24 protein-coding genes are annotated in these 24,619 nt (G+C 69.3%); 7 read left to right on the top strand and 17 right to left on the bottom strand.

The features are described from left to right. Position 1 precedes the first annotated feature (1 nt). The 5 genes from IT371_27795 to IT371_27775 are packed head-to-tail and all read right to left on the bottom strand — an operon-like array spanning position 2 to position 4,814. Entirely contained in the window at positions 2-949 is a 948-nt protein-coding gene (locus tag IT371_27795) for an SCO family protein (GenBank protein MCC6751487.1), read from the bottom strand. Positions 950-980: 31 nt separating this feature from the next. Beyond that, entirely contained in the window at positions 981-2,660 is a 1,680-nt protein-coding gene (locus IT371_27790; protein MCC6751486.1) for a cbb3-type cytochrome c oxidase subunit I, read from the bottom strand. 39 nt (positions 2,661-2,699) lie between these two features. Beyond that, positions 2,700-3,227, bottom strand: coding sequence for a cytochrome c oxidase subunit II (locus IT371_27785; protein ID MCC6751485.1), 528 nt, complete (start codon positions 3,225-3,227; stop codon positions 2,700-2,702). A gap of 14 nt (positions 3,228-3,241) precedes the next feature. Further along, on the bottom strand, positions 3,242-3,388 hold the full coding sequence (locus IT371_27780) for a hypothetical protein (GenBank protein MCC6751484.1): 147 nt from the start codon (positions 3,386-3,388) through the stop codon (positions 3,242-3,244). Continuing rightward, positions 3,378-4,814, bottom strand: coding sequence for a hypothetical protein (locus IT371_27775; GenBank protein MCC6751483.1), 1,437 nt, complete (start codon positions 4,812-4,814; stop codon positions 3,378-3,380). The genes IT371_27780 and IT371_27775 overlap by 11 nt, the downstream gene beginning before the upstream one ends. Before the next feature lie 363 nt (positions 4,815-5,177). Here IT371_27775 and cyoE point away from each other — a divergent pair, with 363 nt between their 5' ends. Both cyoE and IT371_27765 read left to right on the top strand, forming a co-directional pair. Beyond that, a complete protein-coding gene (gene cyoE / locus IT371_27770) occupies positions 5,178-6,059 on the top strand; it encodes a protoheme IX farnesyltransferase (GenBank protein MCC6751482.1) in 882 nt (293 codons plus the stop codon). Between the two features lie 65 nt (positions 6,060-6,124). Further along, entirely contained in the window at positions 6,125-6,886 is a 762-nt protein-coding gene (locus IT371_27765; GenBank protein ID MCC6751481.1) for a hypothetical protein, read from the top strand. Here the strand turns inward: IT371_27765 and IT371_27760 are convergent. Continuing rightward, complete coding sequence (locus tag IT371_27760) at positions 6,883-7,734, bottom strand: alpha/beta hydrolase (protein MCC6751480.1); 852 nt, start codon at positions 7,732-7,734, stop codon at positions 6,883-6,885. The genes IT371_27765 and IT371_27760 overlap by 4 nt on opposite strands. A gap of 179 nt (positions 7,735-7,913) precedes the next feature. Here IT371_27760 and IT371_27755 point away from each other — a divergent pair, with 179 nt between their 5' ends. Both IT371_27755 and IT371_27750 read left to right on the top strand, forming a co-directional pair. Then, on the top strand, positions 7,914-8,342 hold the full coding sequence (locus tag IT371_27755; GenBank protein ID MCC6751479.1) for an acyl-CoA thioesterase: 429 nt from the start codon (positions 7,914-7,916) through the stop codon (positions 8,340-8,342). A gap of 25 nt (positions 8,343-8,367) precedes the next feature. Further along, positions 8,368-9,843 (top strand): hypothetical protein, encoded by a 1,476-nt coding sequence (locus tag IT371_27750; GenBank protein ID MCC6751478.1) that lies wholly within the window; start codon positions 8,368-8,370, stop codon positions 9,841-9,843. A gap of 45 nt (positions 9,844-9,888) precedes the next feature. Here IT371_27750 and IT371_27745 read toward each other — a convergent pair whose 3' ends face one another. The 3 genes from IT371_27745 to IT371_27735 form a co-directional block, all read right to left on the bottom strand. Then, the gene (locus IT371_27745; protein MCC6751477.1) at positions 9,889-10,476 is read right to left on the bottom strand and encodes a hypothetical protein; all 588 of its coding nucleotides are present in this window, start codon (positions 10,474-10,476) and stop codon (positions 9,889-9,891) included. A gap of 305 nt (positions 10,477-10,781) precedes the next feature. Continuing rightward, positions 10,782-12,155, bottom strand: a complete 1,374-nt coding sequence (locus tag IT371_27740; protein ID MCC6751476.1) for a tryptophanase — start codon at positions 12,153-12,155, stop codon at positions 10,782-10,784. Positions 12,156-12,175: 20 nt separating this feature from the next. Further along, a complete protein-coding gene (locus IT371_27735; GenBank protein MCC6751475.1) occupies positions 12,176-12,907 on the bottom strand; it encodes a hypothetical protein in 732 nt (243 codons plus the stop codon). 363 nt (positions 12,908-13,270) lie between these two features. Here IT371_27735 and IT371_27730 point away from each other — a divergent pair, with 363 nt between their 5' ends. The 3 genes from IT371_27730 (at position 13,271) to IT371_27720 (ending at position 14,837) form a co-directional block, all read left to right on the top strand. Beyond that, on the top strand, positions 13,271-13,672 hold the full coding sequence (locus IT371_27730) for a hypothetical protein (protein ID MCC6751474.1): 402 nt from the start codon (positions 13,271-13,273) through the stop codon (positions 13,670-13,672). Between the two features lie 229 nt (positions 13,673-13,901). Next, the gene (yidD, locus tag IT371_27725) at positions 13,902-14,153 is read left to right on the top strand and encodes a membrane protein insertion efficiency factor YidD (GenBank protein ID MCC6751473.1); all 252 of its coding nucleotides are present in this window, start codon (positions 13,902-13,904) and stop codon (positions 14,151-14,153) included. A 276-nt stretch (positions 14,154-14,429) separates the two neighbouring features. After that, positions 14,430-14,837 (top strand): hypothetical protein, encoded by a 408-nt coding sequence (locus IT371_27720; GenBank protein ID MCC6751472.1) that lies wholly within the window; start codon positions 14,430-14,432, stop codon positions 14,835-14,837. A gap of 32 nt (positions 14,838-14,869) precedes the next feature. On the opposite strand, the gene IT371_27715 is transcribed toward IT371_27720, so the two are convergent. From IT371_27715 to oah, 8 genes are all read right to left on the bottom strand, one after another. Then, on the bottom strand, positions 14,870-16,540 hold the full coding sequence (locus IT371_27715) for a right-handed parallel beta-helix repeat-containing protein (protein MCC6751471.1): 1,671 nt from the start codon (positions 16,538-16,540) through the stop codon (positions 14,870-14,872). Positions 16,541-16,543: 3 nt separating this feature from the next. Continuing rightward, on the bottom strand, positions 16,544-17,890 hold the full coding sequence (locus IT371_27710) for a hypothetical protein (GenBank protein ID MCC6751470.1): 1,347 nt from the start codon (positions 17,888-17,890) through the stop codon (positions 16,544-16,546). Between the two features lie 150 nt (positions 17,891-18,040). After that, a complete protein-coding gene (bcrD, locus tag IT371_27705; GenBank protein ID MCC6751469.1) occupies positions 18,041-18,889 on the bottom strand; it encodes a benzoyl-CoA reductase subunit D in 849 nt (282 codons plus the stop codon). Further along, positions 18,886-20,163 carry a benzoyl-CoA reductase subunit A gene (gene bcrA, locus IT371_27700; protein MCC6751468.1) on the bottom strand — a complete coding sequence of 426 codons (1,278 nt, stop codon included), beginning with the start codon at positions 20,161-20,163 and terminating at the stop codon, positions 18,886-18,888. The genes bcrD and bcrA overlap by 4 nt, the downstream gene beginning before the upstream one ends. Beyond that, complete coding sequence (gene bcrB / locus IT371_27695) at positions 20,160-21,473, bottom strand: benzoyl-CoA reductase subunit B (GenBank protein MCC6751467.1); 1,314 nt, start codon at positions 21,471-21,473, stop codon at positions 20,160-20,162. Before bcrB ends, bcrA begins: the two co-directional genes overlap by 4 nt. A 2-nt stretch (positions 21,474-21,475) precedes the next feature. Continuing rightward, positions 21,476-22,642 carry a benzoyl-CoA reductase subunit C gene (gene bcrC / locus IT371_27690; protein MCC6751466.1) on the bottom strand — a complete coding sequence of 389 codons (1,167 nt, stop codon included), beginning with the start codon at positions 22,640-22,642 and terminating at the stop codon, positions 21,476-21,478. Then, positions 22,639-23,406, bottom strand: coding sequence for an enoyl-CoA hydratase/isomerase family protein (locus tag IT371_27685; GenBank protein MCC6751465.1), 768 nt, complete (start codon positions 23,404-23,406; stop codon positions 22,639-22,641). Before IT371_27685 ends, bcrC begins: the two co-directional genes overlap by 4 nt. Next, a complete protein-coding gene (gene oah, locus IT371_27680; GenBank protein ID MCC6751464.1) occupies positions 23,403-24,500 on the bottom strand; it encodes a 6-oxocyclohex-1-ene-1-carbonyl-CoA hydratase in 1,098 nt (365 codons plus the stop codon). Before oah ends, IT371_27685 begins: the two co-directional genes overlap by 4 nt. Between the last annotated feature and the right edge of the window lie 119 nt (positions 24,501-24,619).

Below are 24,619 nucleotides of genomic sequence, written 5' to 3'. Positions count from 1 at the left end.
CCTAGCTTTCTCGCAGCAAGACCTTCAGCGCGCTTCCCAGCCACCGCTCCTGCTGCGGTCCGAGGGTCAACCGGTAGGCAATCTTGCCACGGCGGTCAAGGACGAAGAAGACGTTCGCGTGATCGATCACGCCCGTCTTCTTGTCGCGCTTGCGAGCCACCTGGAGCTCATCGAGGATGCGGTTCACGAGCTTCGACTCTCCGGAGAGCAGGTTGAAGAGCGGCGCCTCGACCTCCTGACCGGCCGCCATCGAGGCCATGGCCTTCGGGTCGTCCCGCTCGGGGTCGAGCGTGATGCCGATGACCCGTAGGTCCCTCTTCTCGGCGGCCGAGAGCTTGGCCACCGCGCGCTTGGCCTGCCCGAGGATCATGGGGCAGGTGTGGCCGCACGTGGCGTAGACGGCGGTGATCAGGACGACCTTCCCCTTCAGCGCCGCAAGGCTCAGCTTCTCACCCGTGTGATTCGTGAGCTCGAAGGCGGGCGGATGGAGCGCCACCCGCAACCTCTCCGCGGGAAAGGGCTGCGGACCGCCGGCCTGGGTCCGCTCCATGGTGGTGACCAGCACCGCCGCCCCCACCGCGAGGGCCAGGGCCGCTCCCACCCAGGGCAGGGCCGCGCGCTTGGGCCCCGCGAGCAGGCCCTTGAGCGGCGTCCACCACACCCCCACGATGATGAGCGCGAGAATCACCGGCTCGCTGAAGACGGCCACGATCTGGGTCACGCTGTGGCGCCCCGTCAGAGGATCGTAGCCGAAGCACCAGATGCGGAAGTCCTCGGCGAAGGCGCCGAGCTTGCTGCCCGAGGCGGGCAGAAGCAGCAGCGCGAGCAGGAGCAGGTTGAGGAAGAGCAAGAGCGAAAGGACGAAGATCGGCAGGCGCCAGCTCGACAGGACGTGCTGCACCCAGACCAGCGGGCGGGTCCGCCGATCTTCGAGGGTCTGCGTGGTCATGGGGGGGTACTCCAGGGGGGTTACGACGAAACTACCTCACGTGCCAGACGTCGGCCAGGGCCTTCCAGTTGGCGAAGTAGTAGACCGCGAAGGAGATGAGCAGCACCAGCGCGAGCACCATGGTGCCCGGGGTCCGATGCCCGTCGTGGCCGTGCGCCGCAGGAGCCGCACTCGCCGTGGCCGGCTTGACCTCGCCCCAGCTCTCCATCGCGCGCCCCGCGTTCGAGCGGCCGAAGAAGACCGCCCACACCGTGAGCCCGATGAAGATGAAGAGCGCGGTGAAGGCCAGGATCGCGCCAACGCCGACGAGGCCGAGCATCAGGTGCGCGCCGGAGGTGAAACCGGCGGAAAGCTGCGCGCCCGAGAACTCCACGTCCCAGTGACGGCGGGGAACGCCGTACGAACCGGCGAACGACATGCCCACGGAGACGAGCACGATGCCGATGGCGAAGAGGAAGGGCTGAATGCGCGCCAGGGCCTTGGCCGGGTACTCCTTCTGGAAGATGAGCGGCACCACGTAGTAGGCCAGCGCCATGAAGGCCAGCGTCGTTCCGCCCACGACGGTGGAGTGGAAGTGCCCCGGGATGCGCAGCGTGTTGTGCGCGATGATGTTGATCTGCTGCGTTCCGAGGGTCACGCCGGTGATGCCGCCGAGGAAGCCGAAGATCACGAGCGAGAGGAAGAAGCCCGAAAAGCCCGGGTTCCCCCACGGTGCGGCGGCCAGCCAGCCGAAGAGACCGCGATCGTGCCCCTTGCCGCGCATGGCCACCTCGACCGAGGCGGGCACGGTGAAGCCGTGGATCATGGAGGCGAGGACCGCGAGGTACATGGCGTACGAGGTGTTCCAGATCTTCCAGCCCGCGCCGACGCCCGGGTCCACGAGGAGGTGGTGGGCCGACGCGAGATTGATGAAGAGGATGTAGAGCATGAAGGCCACGCGGCAGACCGCCTGGTTGAGCGGCTTGGCCCCCGTGGTCAGCGTGCCCAGGAAGTACCACACGGAGACCATCGCGCAGACGTTGATCTGCTGCGACATGTGGCCGAGGCCCCACCAGGTGATGCGGTACCACGCCGGATCGATCTTATCGAGGACGCCGACCGACCAGAGGAAGGTGGGGATCATCACGATCGCGCCGTGGAGCAGGGTCACCGCCGCGATGATCGCCGCAGCCGTGGCGCCGAAGACCACGAGCGGCACCGAGCCCTCGTAGGTCTTATCGCGCTTCGCGATGTAGAGGCAGCCGAAGAAGTTCGCCACGCCGAAGATCGCACCGACCGCGAAGAGAATGATGCCGAGGTAGAAGGCCGGATGGGCCTTGAGCGGCGCGTAGGAGGTCATCATCACGTCGGCCTTGCCCATCCAGATGATCGTCTCGACCATCAGGGCCCCGACCAGCATGAGGAAGAACGAGAGGGCGGCGATCTTTTTCGAGGCCAAACGCGAGTTGAGCAGCGTCGTGCCGGCGAAGTAGAGGATGGCGATCTCCATGAAGATGATCCAGAAGATCAGCATGCTCAGACCGTGGACGGTCACCATCCGGTAGTACCAGTCCGCGGGCAGCAGGTGGACGGCCGGCCAGCGGGTGAGGCCGAGCAGAAGCGCGGCGATCCCCCCGACGAGCAGGAAGATCACCGCGAAGACGGCGTTGAGCTTGATGTAGCGCTGCGCGTGCAGACAGACGGGCAACCCCGTCGTGTCGCACTTGCGCATCTCATTGGGCGCGAAGTTTCCCTGGGCCATGGTTGTCCCCTACTCCTCCACGATGATCTTGCCGGTCATCAGGTGGTGCCCGATGCCGCAGAACTCGTTGCAGATGATCGGATAGTCGCCGGCGGCGGTGGGGGTGATGGTGAGCACGTGATCGTAGCCCGGCAGCACCTGGAAGTTCATGTTCAACGGCATGAGCGAGAAGCCGTGCTGCAAGTCCATCGACGAGACGTGCAGTCGGTAGGTCTGCCCCTTCTTGATCTTCAGAATCGGGTGCCACTGCCACATCCGGCCGAGCAGGTAGATGTCGCTTCCCGGCGCGGCGGTCACCACGGGGACGCCCTTCTCGTCGGCCACCTTGCCGGCCTTCACGAAGGTCTCGACGCGGTTGAAGAAGTCCATCGGCTTGACGCTGTACGACTCGCCCGTGCTGTTCTGTTTTCCCTTGAAGTGCCAGTACGGCATCATCGCGGAGAGCACGAGACACCAGATCACCGCGAGGCCGATCCAGACCCGTTCGCCGCCCGAGGGCGCCTTGAACCAATCTGCTGGAGGTGCATGAATGCTCATCGTCTAGTTCCCTTTCACGGCAGCTTGGCCGGGCCCATGTTCCACAGCTCGACCCATCCCCAGATGGTGTAGGAGACCAAGGGGATGAGAATACCGAGGAGCAAGAGGAGCCACGGATTGTCGAGGACCCTCTGCACGAGGGGTCGGGCTTCACTTCCCATGTGTATCTCCTTGTAGACGGTGCGCGAAGAGGGGCGCGCGTGCGGCGGTCGCACGACGGCGCCAGGCCAGGGTCACGAGTCCGAGAAAGAGCAGGCCCCCCACGACGGCCACGAGCCCGCCGACCCCCATCACGGCGAGGCCCAGGTAATCGAGCGCGCCGCGGATCTGCTGTTCGCTGCCATAGGTCTTGCGCAGCATCCCCTGCGCACCGGCGAGCGCGAAGCCGCAGGCGAAGACGAACTGCCCCACGCCGAAGAGGAGCGGCTGCCAGGTGGCCAGACGCTGCACGCGCCGGCCTTCGAGCGGCATGCCCAGATGACCGAGCAGGCGATAGGTCACCGTCATGAAGGCCGCCGTCACGGCTCCGATCGACGCGTGGTAGTGCGCCGGAATGAGCGTGTTCGACCCGCTGATGATCGCCCCGAGCGCGAAGCCGAGGACCGTCAGCCCGGCGCTGACGAAGAAGCCGACGAGCGGCCCACTGCCCACCTCCGCCGTCCGCAGGCGTCCTTCGCGGCGCGCGCGCCAGATCGCGGCCACGCACAGCACGACGAAGATCGTGACCACCGGAAAGATGCCGAACTCCATCAGCCGCGTGAAGCGGGTGTGCACGGCCACGGTGTTCGCGCCCTCGAGCCCCCAGAGGGGCGCCACGAGGAGGGGCAGGGTGAGCAGGCCGAAGAGCAGGGTCGCGGTGCGGCGGCTGACCGGCGACGCGCCGAGGAGCGGCGTGAGCAAGATGATCCAGACCGACAGCATGCCCGCCACGCTCGCGAACTGGAGCACGTGCCCTCCGCCCCAGACCACGAACTCGTAGTAGCTCTGCGCGGGGAGGAGGCGCGGCGTGGTGAGGCCGCTCGCCACGAAGGTGAGCGCCGCCACGAGGAGGGCGAGCGCCGCGGCGCGGAGGCCGGGCCGCGCAGCGTCGGGAAGCGGGAAGAAGCCGACGGGCACCTCGAAGGCCGGGAGGAGCCGCCCCTGTAGCACGCCCGCGAGGACGGCCTGGCCGAAGAGGAGGAGCCCGCCGAGAAAGAGCGGGTGGTCGATCATCGGAATGTAGTTCGACAGGATGGGCTGCGCGCCCGACGCGCCCGCCGCCGCGACGATCACCAGCATCCCGACGAAGCCGGCCGCCGGCGCGTAGCGCGCGAGAGGCGAGAGGGAGCGGCGAGACGGGAGGGTGTGGAGCAGACAGAGGATGAAGGCGTAGAACCAGACCACCAGGGCCAGGTCCACGTGGACCACCAGGCTGCGTTTGAAGAAGAGGGGGTCCCTGATCCACGCGCTGAAGGGGGGCATGCGCGCGACGACGAGCAGGAGGGACAGCAGGCCCGCGACGATCAGGCTGCCCACGGCGAGGCCGAACCAGCGGCGCGCGGCGAGCTGGGCGTCTCGATCGGTGCGTGGGTCGATGCGCTGGTCCATCCCTCTCCACAAGCCCCCGAGCTGGGTCGCCAGTCCGCGGGGCCGCGATCTCGATCCGGGGCGCGCTGTCGCAGAGCGAGTTTCGTGCCACCGCCTCCGTGACCGCAGCACTCTATTAAACCAATCGAGGGGCCGCAACCTTGCCGCAGGTCAAGCGCGGGCCGATACGCGCCACCGGTATCCTCCCTGAGGTTGAGGTGCGCGACGCAGCGGGCGCGGGCACCGGCGGGGCCTCGCCGTTCCTCCCTATGGCCGGCACACACGGGCGGTGCTACTAATGGGCCACCGGCGTCCGTCCGCAAACCGGTCGTGAGAATGGCACCACCGTCCAGGCCGCGGGGGTGCCGCTGACTCGGGAGGCCCATGGGCGCTGAGCGAGACACGGAGAGCTCCTTCCTCGGGGATCTCCTCGCGCTCACCAAGCCCACGATCACGGTCACCAACGTGCTCATGGCGGCCGGGGGGCTCTGGCTCAGCCGCACCGAGCTCTCGCTTGCCACCGTCGTCTGGACCCTCATCGGCACCGCCCTCGCCGTGGCCGCCGCGAACGCGCTCAACATGCTCCTGGAGCGGGAGGGGGACGGGCTGATGGAGCGCACGCGCGGTCGCCCGCTCCCCGCGGGACGCCTCGGCGCGGGCGTCGCGCTCGGCGTGGGCCTCGGCCTGAGCGCCGGCTCCATCGCCGCGCTGGTCCTCGGCACGAACCTCCTCACCGCCGGGCTCGGCGCGCTGGCCCTCGCGCTCTACGTGCTGGCCTACACGCCGCTCAAGCGCCGCACCCCCTGGGCGTTGATCGTCGGCGCCATCCCGGGGGCCATGCCGGCGCTCATGGGCTGGACCGCCGCGCGCGGCCGCATCGAGGCCCCCGGACTCGTGCTCCTCGGCGTGCTCTTCCTCTGGCAGCTGCCGCACTTCATCGCCATCGCCCTCCTCCGGCGAGAGGACTACGCGCGCGCGGGGATCAAGACCGTGCCGCTCGTCTGGGGGGACCGCGTGGCGCGCTGGCACGCCGCGATCAGCGCCGCGGCGCTCTTGTCCGCGAGTCTGCTCCTCGTCCCCTTGGGGACCGCGGGACGCGTCTACCTCGTCGGCGCATCGCTGCTCGGAGCGTGGCTCACGGTGCTGGCCGTTCAGGGGCTGCGCGCCACCGAGGGGCGCCCGTGGGACCGGCGGCTCTTCTTCGCCTCGCTCGCCTACCTGCCGGGGTGGATGCTCGTCACCCTCGTGGATCGGCTCGTCGGCTGAGTCCAGCAACGAGTCCGTGGTATCGTGGATACACGGGCCACCAAACAGGCCAGCGAGGATGCACCGTGGGTCGTAACCACCGTGTCAGAGGTCGCGTCATCTGTGCACTGCTTGGGGTCGGAGCGCTCGCCGCATGCAGCTCCCTCCCCGCCGTCAGCGGAGATGGCCGGATCACCGATCAGGGCGCGCAGACCGACGGGCCGGCCGCCGCAGATGGCGCGCGCGGCGACGGCGCGAGGCGGAGCGACGGCGCCACGTCCGACGGACCGAGCGGACCGACGACCGACGCCCGGCTGAGCCGGTCGGATGGACCGAAGATCCCGACCGACTTCAAGCCGCCTCCCCCGCCTCCCCTCCGAGACGGCGGGATCACCAAAGGGGACGGGCGCCCCAACATGCTCCGGGACAGCGGGGTCAAGACCGACGGGGGCTGCAAGCCGAAGTGCACCCGCCCCGACGGCAAACCGAAGGTGTGCGGGAGCAACGGCTGCGGCGGAAGCTGCGGGAGCTGCGCGATCGACCAGACCTGCGGCGAAGATCTGCTCGTGACCTCGCAGTACGGCCTCTGCATCACCATCATCACCTGCTCCGCCAAGAACCTGCCGCTCGAGGGGTGCTGCTACGGCGAGCGCCTCTACTGGTGCGAGCCCATGATCGGCAAGGACGGCGTGCCGCTCGACTGGGGCAAGCTCTATCGCGCGGATTGCACCGCGAGCCCGAAGTGCGGCTGGAACGCGACGAAGAAGTACTACGACTGCAACACGGCCGGCGCGGCGGACCCCGCGAGTCTCTTTCCGAGGGACTGTACCGCCGGCTCGTTCCGCTAGTGCGACGGGAAGAGCGCCTCCAGTCCGCGCCAGAGACGCTCGCGCCAGGCGGCCTCGGTGTGCTCGGCCGCCGGTTCGGTCCAGTGCCAGAGCCGCTCGCCGTAGCCCAGACCCTTGCGCTGTAAGAGGTCGCGAAAGCGCTCGGCGCCGCGGCGGCCGTCCTCGAAGTTCCCATTGTCGAGGTAGACCGCGATCGGCGGCAGCTCGGCCGCCCGACGCACGCGGCCCTCGAGCTCGTGCCGATTCCACCAGAGCGACGGGGACATGGCGAGGATCCGCCGAAAGCAGTGCGCGCGCGTCAGCCCGGCGTGGAGCGAGACCAGCCCTCCGAGGGAAGACCCGCCGATCGCCGTGTCCTCGGGCCCGGCTCGCGTGCGGTAGCGTGCGTCCACCCAGGGCTTGAGGTCGTGCTCGAGAAAGTCGAGGTAGGCCTCCGCTCCGCCGCCGCGATAGCCGTAGCGTCGGTCGTCGCAGCTCGTGAGGTCCCACATCCGCCGCGGGCCGTGGCTCTCGACCCCCACGACGATGACGGGCTCGATGCGCCCGGCGGCGAGGAGCCGGTCGGCCGTGTGCTGGACGGCCCAGCCGCCGTAGGGCGCGTTCGCGCTGAAGAGGTTCTGTCCGTCGTGCAGGTAGAGCACCGGGTAGCGACGGACGCGCTCGGCGTCGTAGCCGGGTGGAAGGTAGACCGTCACCCGACGGTCCTCGATCCGCGGCGCCGGCCGGAGGTGCTCCTCGAGTCGCCCGCTCGGATAGCCTCGAGGGGGCGCCTCGGCGCGCAGCGAGGCCGTGCCGGCGAGGAGAGTCAGGCAGCCGGTCGCAACGCAGAGGGGGAGAGCCCGTCGCATCGCGGAGGGACGTCAGCACGGCCGGTGCCAGGGTTTTCGCCCACGATATCAGGGGCGGTCGTGGCCTGACCGTGCGGGAATCGGGCGCCGGATCCGAATCTCGAGCGCGCGACCGCCGTGCGGGGCGAAGGGGCACGGCGGCACTTGACACGAGGGCCACCTCTGGCGAGAAAGGCTCCGTGCACCGCACCTTCTCGACGCGCACGCGCGTGCGTTTTGCCGAGACCGACGCCTCCGGCATCGTCTACTACAACAATTACTTCGTGTACTTCGAAGTGGGCCGGATCGAGATGTTCCGCGAGCTCGGCCTGCCCTACGACTGGCGCATCCCGATCGCCGAGACGCACTGCCGCTTCCGCGCCTCGGCCCGCTTCGACGAGCTGCTCGAGGTGCACTCCTTCGTCGAGGAGGTCCGCAGCAAGGGCTTTCGCATCGGACACCGGGTGCATCGCGTGGACGGTCCGGACGAAGGGCTCGCGCTCCTGGCCGAGGGCTACACTGCGATGGTTCACGTCGGCGAGGACCGCCGCCCGCGGCTCCTGCCGACGGAGTTTCGCGCCGCGCTCGACGCCGCCCTTGCGGGGGTCGACTCCTCCCGAATAGAATAGTCATCCCACCCGTGAGAGGAGGCGCATGTTCAGAGGCCGGGCGCTAGACCTGCCGAGGCACCAAGGATTCGTCTGGCTGCTTCTGGCGGCCCTTGCCGGCGGCTGCGCGGGCAAGAGCAACCTCTACGACGCGACCCCCCTCGCGGACTGGAGCTGCGGCAACTCGCCCTGCCCTCCGGTGCCCGACGCGGGGATCTCTGACAGGGGCCCTGCGCGAGACGGAGCAGGACCCGGAGGTGACGGCGCGTCGAGCGGGCGGGTCTACTACGTGGACTGCACCGCCGGCCTCGACACTCGAGACGGGCGTTCTCCATCGAGCGCGATCAAGACCCTCGGCAAGGCAAACAGCTTGCCTCTCACGGCCGGTGACCGGCTGCTCCTCCGTCGCGCCTGCACCTTCGCGGGGCCGCTGCTCGCGAAGTGGACGGGCACGGCGGCGCGCCCGGTGGTGGTCGGCGCCTTCGGCACCGGGGACCGGCCGCGCATCGTGAACGGCGACAGCGACGGGCTCGTGGTGGTCGTTACCGGCTCGTACCAGGCCTTCGAAGACCTGGACGTGACGGCGGACGCCCCTCCCGATTCCCGCCCCAACTGCCCCACCGGCTGGCGGGTGGGCTTCGCCTTCAACGCCGGCGCCTACAACACCATGCGCAACTGCCGCGCGTCGCGACTCACGGTGGGCGCGCTGGTCGCGACCGGGTCGCACCACAACCGCATCCTCAATAGCCAGCTCACCGACAACGTGAACATGTCGCAGAACACGCAAGGGGGCGAAGACGACTCCGGCGCGTGGGGCGTGCTGATCAACGGGGACGACAACGAGGTCGCGTTCAACACCTTCTCCGGCAACGCCGCCTTCTGCTCGTACGACTTCGGTCAGGACGGGTCATCGGTCGAGATCTACGGCGGCAGGCGCAACGTGGTGCACCACAACACGGCCACGCAGGAGGTGGTGTTCGCCGAGGTCGGCTGGGACGCGGGCAAGGTCAGCGCCGACAACGTGATCGTGTACAACCTGGTGTCGAACACGAAGGACCAGCGCGCCCTGTTTCTCGCCGTTCGCTCCGCCGATCCCGCCGGAACGAGCGTCGCTGCGCGCGTGCTGAACAACACGGCCTACCTGACGGGCACCGAGGCCGAAGCGCTCCTCTGCCCGCGCTGCAACCCGAAGCTGCTCGAGGCGCGCAACAACATCCTCTGGGGGAACTGGAAGTCGCTCTACGCCCCCGGAGGGTGCACCGAGAGCCACAACATCTACTGGCGCACGGGCGGCACGCCGACCGTCGATGCCGGCGGGACGACCATCGCCGCGACGTCGAAGAAGATCGATCCCCTGCTCGCGAACGCCGCGGGCGGCAACTTCGCGCCCAAGGCGGGGAGCCCGGCCATCGACACCGGCAGCACGGCGGCGATCCAGGCCGGCTACACGAGCGACGTGAAGGGCACCACGGTTCCCGTCGGCGCGGGCGTGGACATCGGCGCGATCGAGTTCACTCCGTAGGGAGTGTCCCTCGATCGCTCCAGCGGAGCGGCCGAGCGACGCCGATTACCTGAGGTCGAAGAGGCCGCCTGTGTCGGCGTTCGGGCCGGTTTCGGTGCCTTCTACGACCACCGCCTGGACGCCACGGCCGGCGTCGCGCGGGGCGGTGAAACGGAAGGTTGCGGGGCGGGTACGCCCGCGGATCTGCGCCGGCTGCGCGGGCAGGTCGGCAAGGCCACCGCCTCCGAGGCCCGTCTCGCCCCCCTCCTCCACGACGAGCTCGGCCAGCGCGCGCACCGTCACGGCACCCTTGTTCACCTCGAACGTGGCGCGGGTGCCGCCGGCCGTGACGTGAACCGCGGTACCGTAGGCGAAGATCGCATGCGTCGGGTCGGCGAGCAGCGCACCGAGGCGCTTCACTTGCGCGAGCGGCAGGGCACGCACGGCCCGGCCGAGAGCGCCGCCCTGCGCACGCCGTGTCTGGCCGAGCTCGGGCAAGAGGCCCACCTCGAGGCGGAGCTGGCGCGCCACGCTCACCCGCAGATTCGGGGAAGGGCCGCCCGCCGGGGCCCGCTTGTGGGCCGGCAGGGCCCACGCCGCAGCCGCGGCGAGAACGAGCGCGAAGCAGAGAGCAGTGCCTAGAACGCGACGCATGGGGGCCTCCTCGGGGTCCGCACCCGGGGGAGAAGGCAACGCGCGTACCATCCGGCTCGGGACCTCCGCCTCTCCCTCGTCACCGCTCAAGGCCCCGTAATCACGCGACCGCTCCGCCTCTCTCCCCGCACCCGGGTTGATTCTCCGAACTCACCCGGGTTGATTTCTGCGCGGCGCGGGGAGGGCCTCCGGCTGGCCTCGGCGCCAGCTGGATGGTTTTCGAGGGCGGCGCGAAGGGCCTCGCGACGCGCTGCGGCAGAGGGACGGGAGAGCCGCAGGCGCCGGGGCCGACGGGGCGGCCGGCCTCAGGTCAGCGGTTCGAAGTGGGCCGAGAAGTGGCGCAGCGCGGGGGGCTGCCAGGCGATGCGCATCCCGCGCAAGAACTCCTTGCGCCGATGGACCTCCTGCATCACCTCCACCACGTAGTCGATGTGGCTCTGCGTGTAGACCCGCCGCGGGATCGCCAGGCGTACGAGGTCCCGCGGGGCAGCGGTCTCGGCGCCGGTCGCTTCGTCGCGTCGGCCGAACATCACGCTCCCGACCTCCACGCTGCGCACGCCCCCCTCCACGTAGGTGGCCACCGCCAGGGATTGCCCGGGGTACTCGAGCGGCGGGATGTGCGGCAGCATGCGGCGCGCGTCGATGTAGATCGCGTGCCCCCCCACCGGCTGCATCAGCGGAATGCCCATCTCCGTCAGGTGCTGCCCCAGGTAGCGCGTGCTGGCGAAGCGGTAGTTCAGGTAGTCCTCGTCGAGAATCTCGTCGAGACCTACTGCGATCGCCTCGAGGTCCCGCCCCGCCATCCCGCCGTAGGTCGGAAACCCTTCCGTGAGGATGAGCACGTTGCGCATCTGCGCGGCGACGTCCCCGTCGTTGGTGGCCACGAAGCCGCCGATGTTCACGAGCGCGTCCTTCTTGGCGCTCATCGTGGCCCCGTCGCAGAGGCGAAACATCTCCCGGGCGATCTCGCGCGCCGAGCGCCCCGCCTGCCCCGGCTCGCGCAGCTTGATCAGATAGGCGTTCTCGGCGAAGCGCGCCGCGTCCAGGTAGAGCGGCACGCCGTGCTTCGTGCAGAGCTCGCGCACCGCCCGCAGGTTCGCGAGCGACACCGGCTGCCCACCACCGGAGTTGTTGGTCACCGTGACCATCACGAGCGGCACGCGCCCCGGGTTCTCCTCGAGGCAGCGCGCCAGGCCCGCAAGGTCCACGTCGCCCTTGAAGGGCGCCTGCGAGCCGAGGTCTCGCGCCTCCTCGCACGGCAGGTCGAGCGCCACCGCGCCGACGGCCTCCACGTTGGCGCGCGTGGTGTCGAAGTGCGTGTTGTTGGGCACGACCTTGCCCGGCCCCGCCATCACCGAGAACAGAATGCGTTCCGCGGCCCGCCCCTGGTGCGTGGGAATGATGTGCTCGAAGCCCGTGAGCTCGCGGATGACCGCCTGGAAGCGGTAGAAGCTCCTCGCACCGGCGTAGCTCTCGTCGCCCTGAAAGAGCGCCCCCCACTGGGCCGCACTCATGGCGGAGGTCCCGCTATCCGTCAGCAGGTCGACGATCACGTCCTCGGCGCGCACCTGGAACAGGTTGTACTTCGCCGCGGCGACGATGGCCTCGCGTTCGGCGCGCGAGGTCATGCGGATCGGCTCGACGACCTTGACCCGGAAGGGCTCGATGATGGTCTTCATGGAGCGGTCATAGCGCCGACCTAGCGCTTTGTCGACGGCGACGCGCCCACGGGGCCCCCGAACGGATTCGCCTCGCCCCACGGCAGCGGGCTCTCGGGCAGGCGCACGAGGCGCTTTCCCTCGTGCCCGGAGCGGCCGCGGTAGAGGAGTCCCATCTCGTAGCGCACGCCCTTCACCCCCTTGCGGGCGAAGTAGTCGCGAATCGTGTGGCTCTGCCGCTTGTCGCCGAGCGACGAGAAGCGCGACGGATTCCCGAGGGAGAAGGGGCCATGGTAGTGGGTGTAGCGGATCGTCGCGACCTCGGCGCTCGCACCGCGCAGCGCAGCGATGAGCTGGTCGGCCGTCTGCTCCAGGTCCGCCGCCTGGATCGCGTTGAAGGACCGCACCCAGGAGAGCTTGTTCTCCGGCCGATAGCTCGTGACCGGCACGGTATGGAGCGCGCGCCCCGAGGCGTCGAGCGCCTCCCAGATGCCGATCTCGAAGGTCGTCGCCTTGCCCAGCAGAGCGCGGTCCTGCGGCCGGAACGGTTCTTCCACCTCCACGGCCCGGCGCGGCCACGCACCGAAGGTGCTACGCAAGAAGCCCTCACTCAGCAGGAAGAAGAAGCGGCCGACCTTCCCCTGAGGCTCGAAGCGCTCGCAGAGGCGGTCGAAGAACGAGCCCGTGGCGCGCTCCTCCGCCAGCGCCGGCGGCGCCTGACAGAGCACGGCAGCCAGCAGAACCATCGAGCTCAGGGCACGCACGCGCAGCATGGGGCTTCCTCACACGGCCAGCAGGGCAGACACGAGCAAACCCCACGCCACACTCGATCGCAGAGATATTCACGATCTACGACCGCCGGGGCTGGCTGGCAGGCGGACCAGGGTGGCGCAATCGGCCAGCCTGGCCGATTGGGTCGCCTCTCCTTCCGAATGCCGGTCAAGCGCTGCGCGACGAACTCGCGCCGCCGCGCCCCGCGCAGACGGCGCTTCGGTCGCGAGGTCGGCACCTTGGCTTCTCCCAACTTCCGTTGGCCCCGCCGTTGCAATCGGGGCCTTCCGCCGCGCATCGCATCGCGCGGCGCATGTAGACGAAACGAGAACTGGGCGAGCGCCCACCAAGAGGAGGAGCGTGTCATGTCGAAGCTGATGACGAGTGTGCTGGCCGCGACGGTGGCGGGGATGATGGTGCTGACGGTGGCCGCGCCCAACGCGCTCGCCTTCGAGCGGCAGCAGCGGCAGCAGCAGATCGGGCAACAGCAGGGCTTCCGTCAGCGCATCGGCCAGGGCGTGCAGAAGTGGGCCCAGCAGCGCTGGCAGGGGGTTCAGGAGCGCAACCCGCGACTCGCCCGGTCGCTCGGCGGCTGCTATCAGGCGTTCGCCGCGGCGGGCACCGTGATCAGCGGCATCAATTTCGCCCAGGCGCTGAACGCGCAGGACAGCACCGGGCAGATCATTTGGGGCACGCTCGGCATCCTCAACCTCGTCGGCCTCGTGAGCGACGTCGCCTCCGAGAGTTCGCGTCCGCGCCGCTACTAGGTGGAGCACCCTCTTGGAGAGCCCCATGCGCTCGCTTCGCAACGCCCTGATGCTCGCGCTCACGCTGCTCGCGATGGGTGTGCCCAGCGCAGTGCGAGCGGCGGGCCGCGGGGGAGCGGGTGCCCCGAGCGCCGAGACAGAAAGGGGGCACGGGCATCGACGCGAGCCGGCGCCCCTGCCACCTTGGAAGCCCGACTTCCGCCCGGCGAAGCTGCCCGGCACGCTCCTCATGGGCGCGATCCGGCTCTATCAGCTCACCCTCTCGCGCGCCTTGGCCAAGCTGCCGCCCGGGGTCATCTCGTGCAAGTTCGAGCCGAGCTGCTCGCACTACGGCTTCGAGGCCATCCGCGCGCACGGGCCGCTCAAGGGCTGTCTGCTCGCGGCCTGGCGCGTGATGCGCTGTAGCAGCCTGACCGACGGAGGCCACGACCCGGTGCCGACGCCGTTCAAGCTGCCCCCGCTCAAACGCCGCTACGACTGACCTCCCGCCCGACCCTCGAGCTGACTTCGCCGGCCACTCGACTGGCCAATCCGGCCACCCCGGTCACCAGGATCGACAGCCTCCACGAGCTCTTCGCCCTGGGTCGGCGCACGCTGCGCGTTGGCCTTTTCGAATCTTCTCGCCGACTCGCGCACCTTCTCGCCCGTCGGGTCGACTGTGGACTGAAGGTTGCACCAGGGGCGCACGACGCGCCGCCGAGCTCGCCGCACGCTGCATCGGCCTCGGAGACGCACCGACGATCGCGCGGAGGAGCAGATGACTTCGTGGATGACGCGCCTGGGATGCGCCACTCTGGTCGGAACGCTGTGGCTCGCGATGGCTCTGCCGCAAGCATCGGCTCTCGAGCGGCGCCCCCGCCAGCCGAGCCCGCTCGGGCAGCGCTCAGGATTCCGACAGCAGCTGGAGCACCGCGCGACCGAGCTCGCCTCGCGCGCCTGGCGAGGAATACAGGAGCACCGCCCGCGCCTCGGCGCCTCGCGCGGGGGCCTGTATCAGGCCTTCGCCGCGGTCACGGCAGCGACGAGCTTCCTCTTCATGCATTCGGCCCAGCAGGCCGGCAACGCCGACGGCGCGCTCTTCTGGGGTGCCGTCGGAGGACTCAGCGTGCTCGGCGCGATCGTGGATGCACTGGAAGGACCCCGGCGGCCGCGGCGACCGCGCTGACCGGCGGCGGCGCACGGACGCGGGTCGCGCGCTCAGAGCTCGTGCAGCCCCACCGTCGGCTTGCTCGCGCTTCGGGCGGTGCAGAAGTAGTCGCTCCCTGCCGCGCTCGAAGGTGAGCCCGCCCCACGGCACGGAGAGCTGCTCTTCACCTTGAAGCCCTCCGCGGGCCCCCCCTTCACGGGGCTCACGAACTGCGGGTCCGCGGCGAAGTTTCCCGGCGCGGAGGCGAGCTGCGGCACGCCGTTCGGGAAGTCGTTGCTCGCGAAGCTCCAGCCCGTCGGGTTTCCCACCTCGAGGGTGCTGCCGTTCTGTCCGGCGTAGAAGATGTTGTTCTGGGCCACGCACCCGCTCGGGGCCGTCGCCCCGCTCGCCACGGGGCGGAAGCGCATCGCCACCCCCTTGGCCCCCATCACCACGTTGTAGAGGAGCTGCACGTTCTTGTACGTGTTCGTGGGGGACTTGTTCTGGGGGTCGCTCCAGTAGCCGATCCCCGAGCCCGTGCCGAGCACGAGGTTGTTCGAGATCACGATCTCCTCGAGGGGCACGGCCGGCGCGCCACTGTAGTACTCGAGCGCGAGGTGGATGCCCGTCGCCGTCTGGCCGTTGTCCACGCGGTCGTACTTGGCGGTCGTGGTGTAGACGATGTTGCGATCGATCACCGCGCGGCGCACGTGACCCACGTAGACGTTCACGCTGTAGCAGTCGTGGACGCGGTTGCCGCGGACGACGAGACCGTCGACGAAGGAAGGGATCAGGCACTCGCCCCAGCAGTCGTGGATGTGGTTGTTCACGAAGCTCATGCTCGTCGAGCGCGAGCCGTCCTTGCGGCGGGCGAGCTGCACGCACCCGGGCCAGCCGCCGCCGCCGTAGGAGCCGCTCGTGTTCGCGGTAGCCGCGTCGTAGACCTCGTTGCCTTCGAAGGCCACGTCGCTGCCCGCTCCCCCGAGCGCGCGGAACTTGATGGCGTGGATCACGCAGCGCCGAATCGCCACGTGGTCCGATTCGTACACCGAGAGCCCGCGGCCCGTGGACTCCGTCAGCTCGAAGCCGTCGAAGACCACGTGCGAGGAGCTCGCGATGGTCAGGATCGCGTCGTTCTCGGCGATGCTCGCCCCGCGCCCGGAGAGGACGACCTTCTCCCCGGCGTAGGGCAGGACCACGATGGGTTGCGCGGCCGTGCCCACGGCCGTGAAGCGCCACGACGTGCCGGCATAGGTGCCGCCACGTAGATAGATCGTATCGCCGGGCTTGGCGCGGCTACCGGCCGCAGGGAGTGTGCGCAGAGGCTTTTGCTGCGAACCGTCGCCCGTGCTGTCGTTGCCCGTCGGGGCGACGTAGAGCTGCCGCCCCGAGGTCCCGGGCGAGGCAGGCGTCGTCTGTGCGCAGGAGCCCGGCGCCACGGTTCCCCGATCGCCGCCCGCCGCCCCGTCCCGCCGGCGAGCGTCGGTCCCGGGGGCCGCGCCGCCATCTCCCGCCGGGAGCGACGACCCGTCGCCCGAGCCACCACCGGCCTCGGTCGCCCCACCTTCTCCGGCCGTGCGCAGGTCCCCGCCTGGCACCGAGCCACCGTCGACGACGCCCCCGTCATCACCCGTCGGGACTGCGGTCGTGCTCGTGCACGCCCCGAGGAACAGCACGCCGGCGACGAGCGCCCTCGCGCTCCCCTTCGAGCACTCGAATACTCCAGGCCGCCGGTCGTGCACGCGCTACTTCGACTTCTCGGACTTCAACACGTCGTCGAAGGTGGCCAGGAGGTACTTGTACTGCAGCTTGGCCTCGCCATTCGTCGCGAGCAGGACGAGCCTCGGGAGCCGTCTGGGGAACTTGATCCCCGCGCGCTTGATCTCGGACTCCATCTGGGCCGCGTCCGTCCGCGATTGAAGCCTCTCGGCGACCGCACGCATCGACGGCGTCGCCAATAGCTCGTGGAATCTCCGCCTCAACCTGGGGCTGAGCCGTCGTCCGCTGGCGTTACCTTCCCCGCGGAGCAAGAGCCGCATCGCCAGGTAGTACTCCTCGAGCACGTTCCACGACCGGTTGAAGGTGCGATTCCGCATCGTGCCGGTCGGCGCGACCGGACCCGTGGCCGCCGTGGGCAGCAGGTAGGCGTGCTGGGAGGGGTCGGCCAGAAAGCCCATCGGGCGCATGCGTCCCTGCCAGGGGGGCTCGCCGATCTGCCAGAAGCCGTGAGCCGCACCCCGCGGAAAGAGCGGCCGGCCGGCGCGATCCGCCGCGTCCGAGCCGATGAGCTGCGAGACGGCCTTCAGCACCTCCCGTGCCAGCCCTCCGCCACGAATCTCCGGAATAAATGCAAAGTTTGCGATCTGGTGGAAGAGGTCGGGCTTGTAGTCCTTGAGGGGCAAAAGCGCGCTCGCCACGGTCTCGTCGAGGGTGCGCTGCGTGACCGCGCGGCCCTTCTGGTCGCGATAGTGCTCGAGCTTGCCGCGGGCGTCGCGGACCGGCACGAGGTCATCGTACTGGGCGGAGATGAAGAGGATCGTCTCGTGGTCCTTCGTCACGAGGATGGTCCCCACGACCTCGGTCTCCCCGGGGCGCCGCGAGGACTTGCGGGAGATGACGAAGCGGTGGCCGTAGCCGGCCCACTTCTTCTGCACGGCCTTGACGCTCGTGATGTCGTCCTGCACCCGGTCGACGATCGGCTCCGGGATGTGCCCACCGACGCCGGAGCGCGCCAGGTCGATCGATCGCGAGAGCACGTTGCTCACGCGCCGCGCCACCGCCGCGCTCCCCGGGTCGACGATACCGATGGTGAACTCCTCGCCCTGTCGGTTCTTGATCGTGAGCGGCGCCGAGATGTACGCGCGCGCGAGCACGTCGGTGCGGACATAGCGCAGCTCGGGTCGGAGCTGCTCGGCGCGTAGCTGCGCCTTCCTCTCCGCCGTGACCTGACCGTGCAGGTCGGGCGCCGCGGAGAGCCGCGCCGGAGCCAGGGCGGCGAGGAGAACGGCCAGCGCGAGCAGCACGCTCGGGCGCTTCTTCCGGTCGGGGAGGTCACACCCTCCGCCGTAGCGACAGCTCACCGGTCGAGACATCGAGTACCTCGGGTATGCCGGGATCCACAGCAAGGGGCATGCCGAAGGTACGGGGAAATGATCTTGATGGCTTGCGCGAGGGGATCCCCGCGCGCCGTGTGGCCAAACCTGCTGCGCTGGGGAACGTTCACCCCAGGTGTGGCATCCCGCCTACGCCGCCGCCTGCCAGGCCGGGCCGTCGAGCGTGACCTTCTCGAGGCGATAGGCCCCCCAGATCGCCGCGCCGATGGCCCCCGCGAAGATCGAGAGCGCATGCCCTTCCACCTTCACGGGCTGTGCGGCGGCCTTCTTGTCCGAGTCGAGCGCGTCCTGCGTCGCGGCGATGAGGCCCTCGTCCGAGGCCAGTCCGCCGGTGACCAGCACCACCCCCTCCACGTCGAGCGAGCGGAGGAGCCGCGCGAAGCGCCCCGCCATGCTCTCGTGAATCCCGCGCAGGATGTCGGGGGTCGAGATGCCGCGCGAGACCATGTTGATCACGTCGGTCTCGGCCAGCACGGCGCAGATCGAGGAGACCTTCTCGGGCGTCTGGGCCTGCTTCGAGAGCATCCCGACCTCGGCCTGCGAGACGCCCAGGTAGCGCGCGATGTTCTCGAGGAACTGCCCCGAGCCCGAGGCGCACTGGCTGGTCATCTTGTAGTTCAAGACGCGCCCGCGGGCGTCCATCTTCACCGCGCGCCCGTGGAGCGCCCCCACGTCCAGCACCGCGGTGGCCTTGGGGTCGAGGAAGATCGCGCCGCGCGCGTGCGTGGTCATGCCGTAGAAGTGGCCGCTCGCGAAGGGCACGTCCTCGGCGTCCCCGGTGGTCGCGATGTAGTCGATGGTCTTGACCGCCGACTCGCGCACCGCGGCCTGGAAGACCTCCTCCACCACGGCGTGGATCTCGCGCTTGCGGATGCGCGCGCTGACCTGCGAGAGGAGCTCTTCCTTGCCCCCCCCGACCTTCATCACCACGGCCTTGATGGCCCCGGTGCCGACGTCGATTCCGGCGGTGATGCTCATGCGTGGGCCTCCCGATAGGCGAAGAGCGCTCCACCGAGCGCCCCGGTGAAGATGCTGTCCGGAGAGATGTTGAGCTTGCGCGCGCCGTAGTTCTCTTGCACGAGCAGCTCGAGCGCCTTCACGGCCGCGCGGTTCTTCGCCACGCCCCCCGTGAAGGTGAAGGCGTCCCGCACCCCGCCCGAGCGCGCGAGCAGGCTCATCGCGCGCAAGATGATCGCGCGATGCAGCCCGGCCAGGATGTCCTCGCGCTTCTCGCCGAGGGAGAGCCGCTCTCTCAGCTCCGCGCCGGCGAAGACCGTGCAGGTAGAGTTGATCTTCACCTGGCGATTGCTGCGCTCGGCGAGCGGCCCGAGCTCGTGCAGCCCGATGTTCATCTCGTCGGCGATGTAGCCCAGATACCGGCCGCACCCCGCCGCGCAGCGGTCGTTCATCTGGAAGCTCGTGACGATCCCCTGCTCGTCCACCTGGATGGCCTTGGTGTCCTGGCCGCCGATGTCGAGCACCGTGCGCGTGTCGGGGAACATGGCGTGCGCCCCGAGCCCGTGGCACAGGATCTCCGAGCGGATCTGCTCCTTCGGAAAGGGGAGCCGCGCGCGCCCGTAGCCCGTCCCGACCGTCTTCTGCTCGACGAGCTCCGTCTTGTCCGCCGCCTCGACGGCCGCCACCACCGCGCCCGGCCGCCCGATGCGGTCGAGCGCCGAGCCGATGTGGTGCTTGAAGCCGAGCTCGAGCGGCTCGTTCTCCACCTTGATGATGCACTTGTCGTAGAGCCCGACGAGCAGATCGAAGCTCACCCCGACCGGGTCGCCAATCTCCTCGGCGATGCGCGTGTAGGCCGAGCCCGTCGCGTCGCGGAAGAAGTCCGAGCGCGGCGCCGGATTCGGCTCGGCGAACCACGTCTCCTCCTCGGCCCGGATGCGCCCGAAGAGCGTGTGCACCACGTCCTTCAGCGGCCCCCGGAGCTGCGGCGCCACCGAGCGCTGCGCCTCCTCGAGGATCAGCTCCTCGAGCCGCGCGAGCTGCACCATGGTCTGGCTCAGCCGGAAGGCCTTGAGGAGCTGCGTGAGGACCGCCGCGCCGGCCGCGCGCTCCACCTCGCGCCGGAGGAGCCCGAAGCGGGCCGTGATGAAGGCCTCGGTGCGGGCCACCTGCGCCGCCAGGTCGTAGTTCGAGCGCGAGTTCGTGATCCCCCGCCCGAGGATCTGGCGGTTGTCGTCGAGGATCACCGCCTTGGTGGTCGTCGAGCCGAGGTCGATGCCGACGTAGCAGTTCATGCGTGCGCTCCCTGCTTGCGGGCCTCGAGCATCTGCAGGTAGCTCTCGAGCCGGTTCTTGATGTTCGCCGCCGAGAAGTAGCGCGGGTCGACCAGGTCCGACTCGATGAAGGCCCCCGGGATCCCGGTGCGCTTCTCCACCTCGCGCAGCATCGAGAGCTGCCCCGCGGAGAAGCTGTTGCAGCTCTTGATCGAGTTGATGAGGAAGCCGTCGGCCTGATACTCCTTCACGTAGGTGCAGAGCATGTCGATCCGCGACGGCAGATTCAGGTTCGTGTAGCAGCCGCCGCAGTAGTCGGCCATCGTGCCGAGCGGGTCGTTCGCGTCGTGGCGAAAGCCGAAGTCGTAGACCCCGCCCACCTTGCTGTAGGTCGAGGCCACCACGACCGCCTTCTCGTCGGTGAACATCTTCCAGAACTCGCGAAAGTTGGTCCAGTTCGGCGGTCCTTCCACGACCAGCCGGTACTTCTGCTCGTCGAGCGAGCCCTCGGGCGTGACCGGTCCGCGCCCCGCGGTGACCCGCTCCTCGACCTCCTTGCGGAGCTGCTTGTAGTAGGCCGCACCCTCTTCGGTGCCGCGGAACGAGGAGAAGATCGGCCCCACGTAGTAGACCGCCGCGAAGTAGGCGTCGATCGGCGTCGGCTTGCGCTTCGCCGTCTCGAGCACCCAGACCAGATCGTCCTCGGCCTGCGCGGCGAGCTTCAGGTGGTGCTTGAGCTTGTCCTCGTCGTACTTCTTGCCGGTGACCTGCTCCATGGCCGGGATGACCTCGGCCTTCACCTGATCGATGACGTACTGCCGGTGCTCGGGGGCGAGGTGCCCGTCCCCCTGGTAGGGGATCTGCAAGAACACCGTCGGGCACTTGTAGGCCTCGCGGAGGAGCTCGAACCACTTCATGAAGGTGTAGCAGCCGGTGTACGAGAGGAGCAGCAGGTCCGGCGGCGGCAGGCGCGTCCCCGTCGGGCCCACGTTCCCCGCGCGCATCATGCCGATGTCGCACTTCACGTAGGTGCAGACGTCCTCGGAGTGGCCGATGCGCTCCGCCTCGGCGATGTAGTCCCGGCTCTTGCCGCGCATCCCCGACTGCAGCGCGTTGATCTCGGGCAAGAGCGGGAGCGCGTCGAAGGAGCGGATGAGCTCCGTCAGGTTTCCCGGCACGAAGGTGTAGATCACCTTCTCCTTGGTCTGCGGGGCCGCCTCGAGGCGCTTGTAGTGCGCCGCGATCATGTCCTTCTGGAGCACCATCGACGGCTCTTTCGGGACGTCGTGCTTGCCAGGCGCCCCGGGGCCGCTCGTGACGATCTGAGACATCTTTACGCTCCTCCCCACAGCTTGATGGCGTCGGAAAAGGTCCCCGCCTGCTCTCTGAACTGCTGGAACTGGCCGGTGTTCTCCGCGTACTGGAAGGCGATGCACGGGATCCCCGCCGCCTCGGCGCCGTCGCGCAACATCGGCCGGTCGAGGAGGGCCGGGTCGCAGAAGCTCGCCGCGGCGAAGATGATGCCGTCGGCCTTCGCCGCGCCGACCCGCTCCTGCATCAGACGTCCCTTCCCCTTGGGGTCCGGCTCGTAGAGCACCGAGGTGGCGAGCGCGTCGGTGACGAGCGCGTTCGCGAGGGCCTTCGCCGGGTCGCCCGCCGTGGGTACGTCGTGAGCGAAGAGGCGGTTACCGAGAATGAAGTCGTCGTCCACGATGTAGCAGCCGGCCCGCTCGATGGTCTTGATCAGGCCGAGCGGCGGCTGCTCGCAGAAGGCGCCGACGACGATCACGCGCACGCGGTCCTTCGGGCGGCCGGGCTCGGCCTCCACTGCGGCGAGGTACGCGCGCGCCTTCTCGAGGAAGAGGTCGGTCGGCACCAGCTCGCCCGCGCGGATGAGCAGGTAGAGCTCCTCGGTCGGCACGCTCCAGGGCCGGTCGCGCCGGAGCTCGTAGAGCGTGCGCACCAGCCCGCGCACCTCGTTGTAGTGCACGATCGCGGCGCGGAGCTCGTCGTCGGTGATCGTCTTGCCGGCGACCTTGCCGAGGTCGCGGACCAGCACGCGAAGCTCGCCCTCCCAGAAGCGGCCGCCGAGCTCGGGGCTCTTCAGGTGCGGCAGGTCCAGGTACCGCACGTAGAGCTCGGGGTAGAGGACCTGCCAGGTGCCCGAGAGGTTCCGGATCACGTCGCAGGTCGACGGAAAGAGCATCCCCGAGAGGAAGTCGAGCTTGCCCGACTGCGCGAGCTCCACGATCGAGCGGGGGATGTGACAGATATACGATTGATAGAAGGCGTCGCCACGGATGATCTCGACCAGGTCACCGCCGCCGTGCACGCCGACGGGCAGCATCCCCGCGGCGTGGATCACCTCGCGCGGCGCGTAGACCGGCAGATAGCCGACGGCCTTGCGCCCGGGCTGGGCGTCGATCCATCGGCGTGCTTCGGTGCAGTTCAGGTCTTCGAAGACGGTGCGGGCCCAATCGACGATGGCCGTACGGCTCACTGGTTCCTCCAGACAGGCTTGCGACGCTCCACGAAGGCGGTGATCCCCTCGACGGGATCGTGGTGCGCCATGAGCTCCTCGAGGTAGAGCTTCTCGAGGGCGGGTAGCGCTTCCTCGAGCGCGCGGGCGATAGGCCGCCTCGCCGCCCTCCAAGCATAGCGCAGGGCGAGCGCCGAGCACTCGGCGAGGTGCGCCTCGAACCACGCGCCGAGGAGCGCCTCGGGGTCCTCGCCGCAGGCCTCGGCCAGCCCGAGCTCGACCGCCTTCGGGCCTTCGATGGACGCGCCGGTGAGCACGAGCGTCGTGGCGCGGGCCCCGCCCGTCCGCCAGGGGAGGAGCAGCGCGGCGATGGGCGGGAAGACGGCGAGCTTCACTTCGGGGACGCCGAAGCGCGCGCTCGGAGAGCAGAAGACCTGCCCCGCGAAGAGCGCGAGCTCGAAGCCTCCGCCCAGGCACTGGCCGCGCACCACGGCGGCGGTCGGCACGGAGAGCGCCTCGAGCTCCCGGAAGAGCGCGTGAAAACCCCGCAGCATCTCCCCCGCCTGCGCGGGGAGGTGCTCCTTGACCGAGGCGCCGAAGCAGAAGTGGTCGCCTGCCCCCTCGAAGACGAGGAGCTTCAGCTCTTTCTGCCCGCCGAGCGCACCGAGCTCCTTGCGGAGCGCGGTCATCATCTCCAGGTCCAGGATGTTGGCCTTCGGGCGGTCCAGCACGAGCCGCGCGAGCTGGCCCTCGCGCTCGAGGCTGACGCGAACGGGCGCGCTCACTTCGGGCCTCCGGCCGGCATCAGCGACTGGATGAAGGACTCGGTCCAGGTCTCCCCCTCGGCCAGGCGTCGGCGCAGCGCGACGAAGTCCACCTCGCGCTGGTCGCGGCTCCCCGCGTTGAAGGCCCGGAAGCCCGCGGCCGCCTCGGTCATCATGTTCAGCCCGAGCCAGGCCCGGTTGGTCTCGCGGTTCTTGTCCCAGTGCGCGAGCTTGTGCTTGCGGATGGACTCGATGGTCTTGCTCGTGCAGCCCGGCATGGTCAGGAGGAGCTTGGTGGCGAGGCGGTCCACCTCCTGATCGAGGAGCGACAGGTCCACCGCGCCGCGGGCGAGGAGCGCCTTGCCGGCGTCCAGGTCCGCACCGGTCTTGGAGAGCCCGTACCGCGGGCGGCCCCAGTCATCCACGCTATTATCGGTATAGACGAGCGGATTCGGCACGAACTTGCCGTCCACCTTGAGCGCCGGGACGATGCCGGTGAGCAGCCCGACCTGGTAGGCCTTGTGGGCGCTCCAGAGCTCGCAGAGCGTGCACGAGGCCATCGCGTGTTCGATCCCCACAAAGAGCGGCAGAAAGTCGGTGCTCCCGCCGTCGGGGGCGCTGCCGTGCTTGGGCCCCGCCTGGCCGAAGCGGGCCAGGTCCTGCGCCACCGAGTAGTCGCAGGCCATGCCGATCTCCTGGCCGCCGCCCACCCGCATGCCGTTGACGCGCGAGATCACGGGCTTGTCGCAGTGCAGGATCGCCGTGACCATATCGTTAAATAGACGCATATATTGCCGGTATTCTTCGGGGTTCCCCGAATAGTACTCGGCATATTCCTTGGTGTTGCCCCCCGTGCAAAAGGCCCGGTTGCCGGCGCCGGTGAAGACCACGGCTACGGCCCGGCGGTCGTTCGAGGCGCGCCGGAAGGCCAGGATCACCTCCTTGACCGCGCCGGTGGTGTACGAGTTGAGCTGCTTCTCGTTGTTCAGGATGATCCAGACGTTGTGAAGCCCCGCGGCGGGCTTGCCGGAGGGATCCAGCACCGGCCGCTCTTCGTAGAGGATCTCCTCGAATCCGAACGCGCCAACGAGGTTGTGGTCCTTGAAGCTGGTCACGGGGGCCTCCTTGCGGGGTTGAGACGATGCGCGGGGAGCGCTGTCCGGCGCGCATTCTCCATAGACACCTGGGGCGTCGCCTTGACCTGGGTCAAGCAGCCGCGGTCGCCCGATCTGGT

This window comes from Deltaproteobacteria bacterium (genome assembly GCA_020848905.1).
In the GTDB taxonomy this organism is placed as follows: Bacteria; Myxococcota_A; Polyangia.
This window is presented reverse-complemented; position numbering and strand designations above follow the sequence as displayed.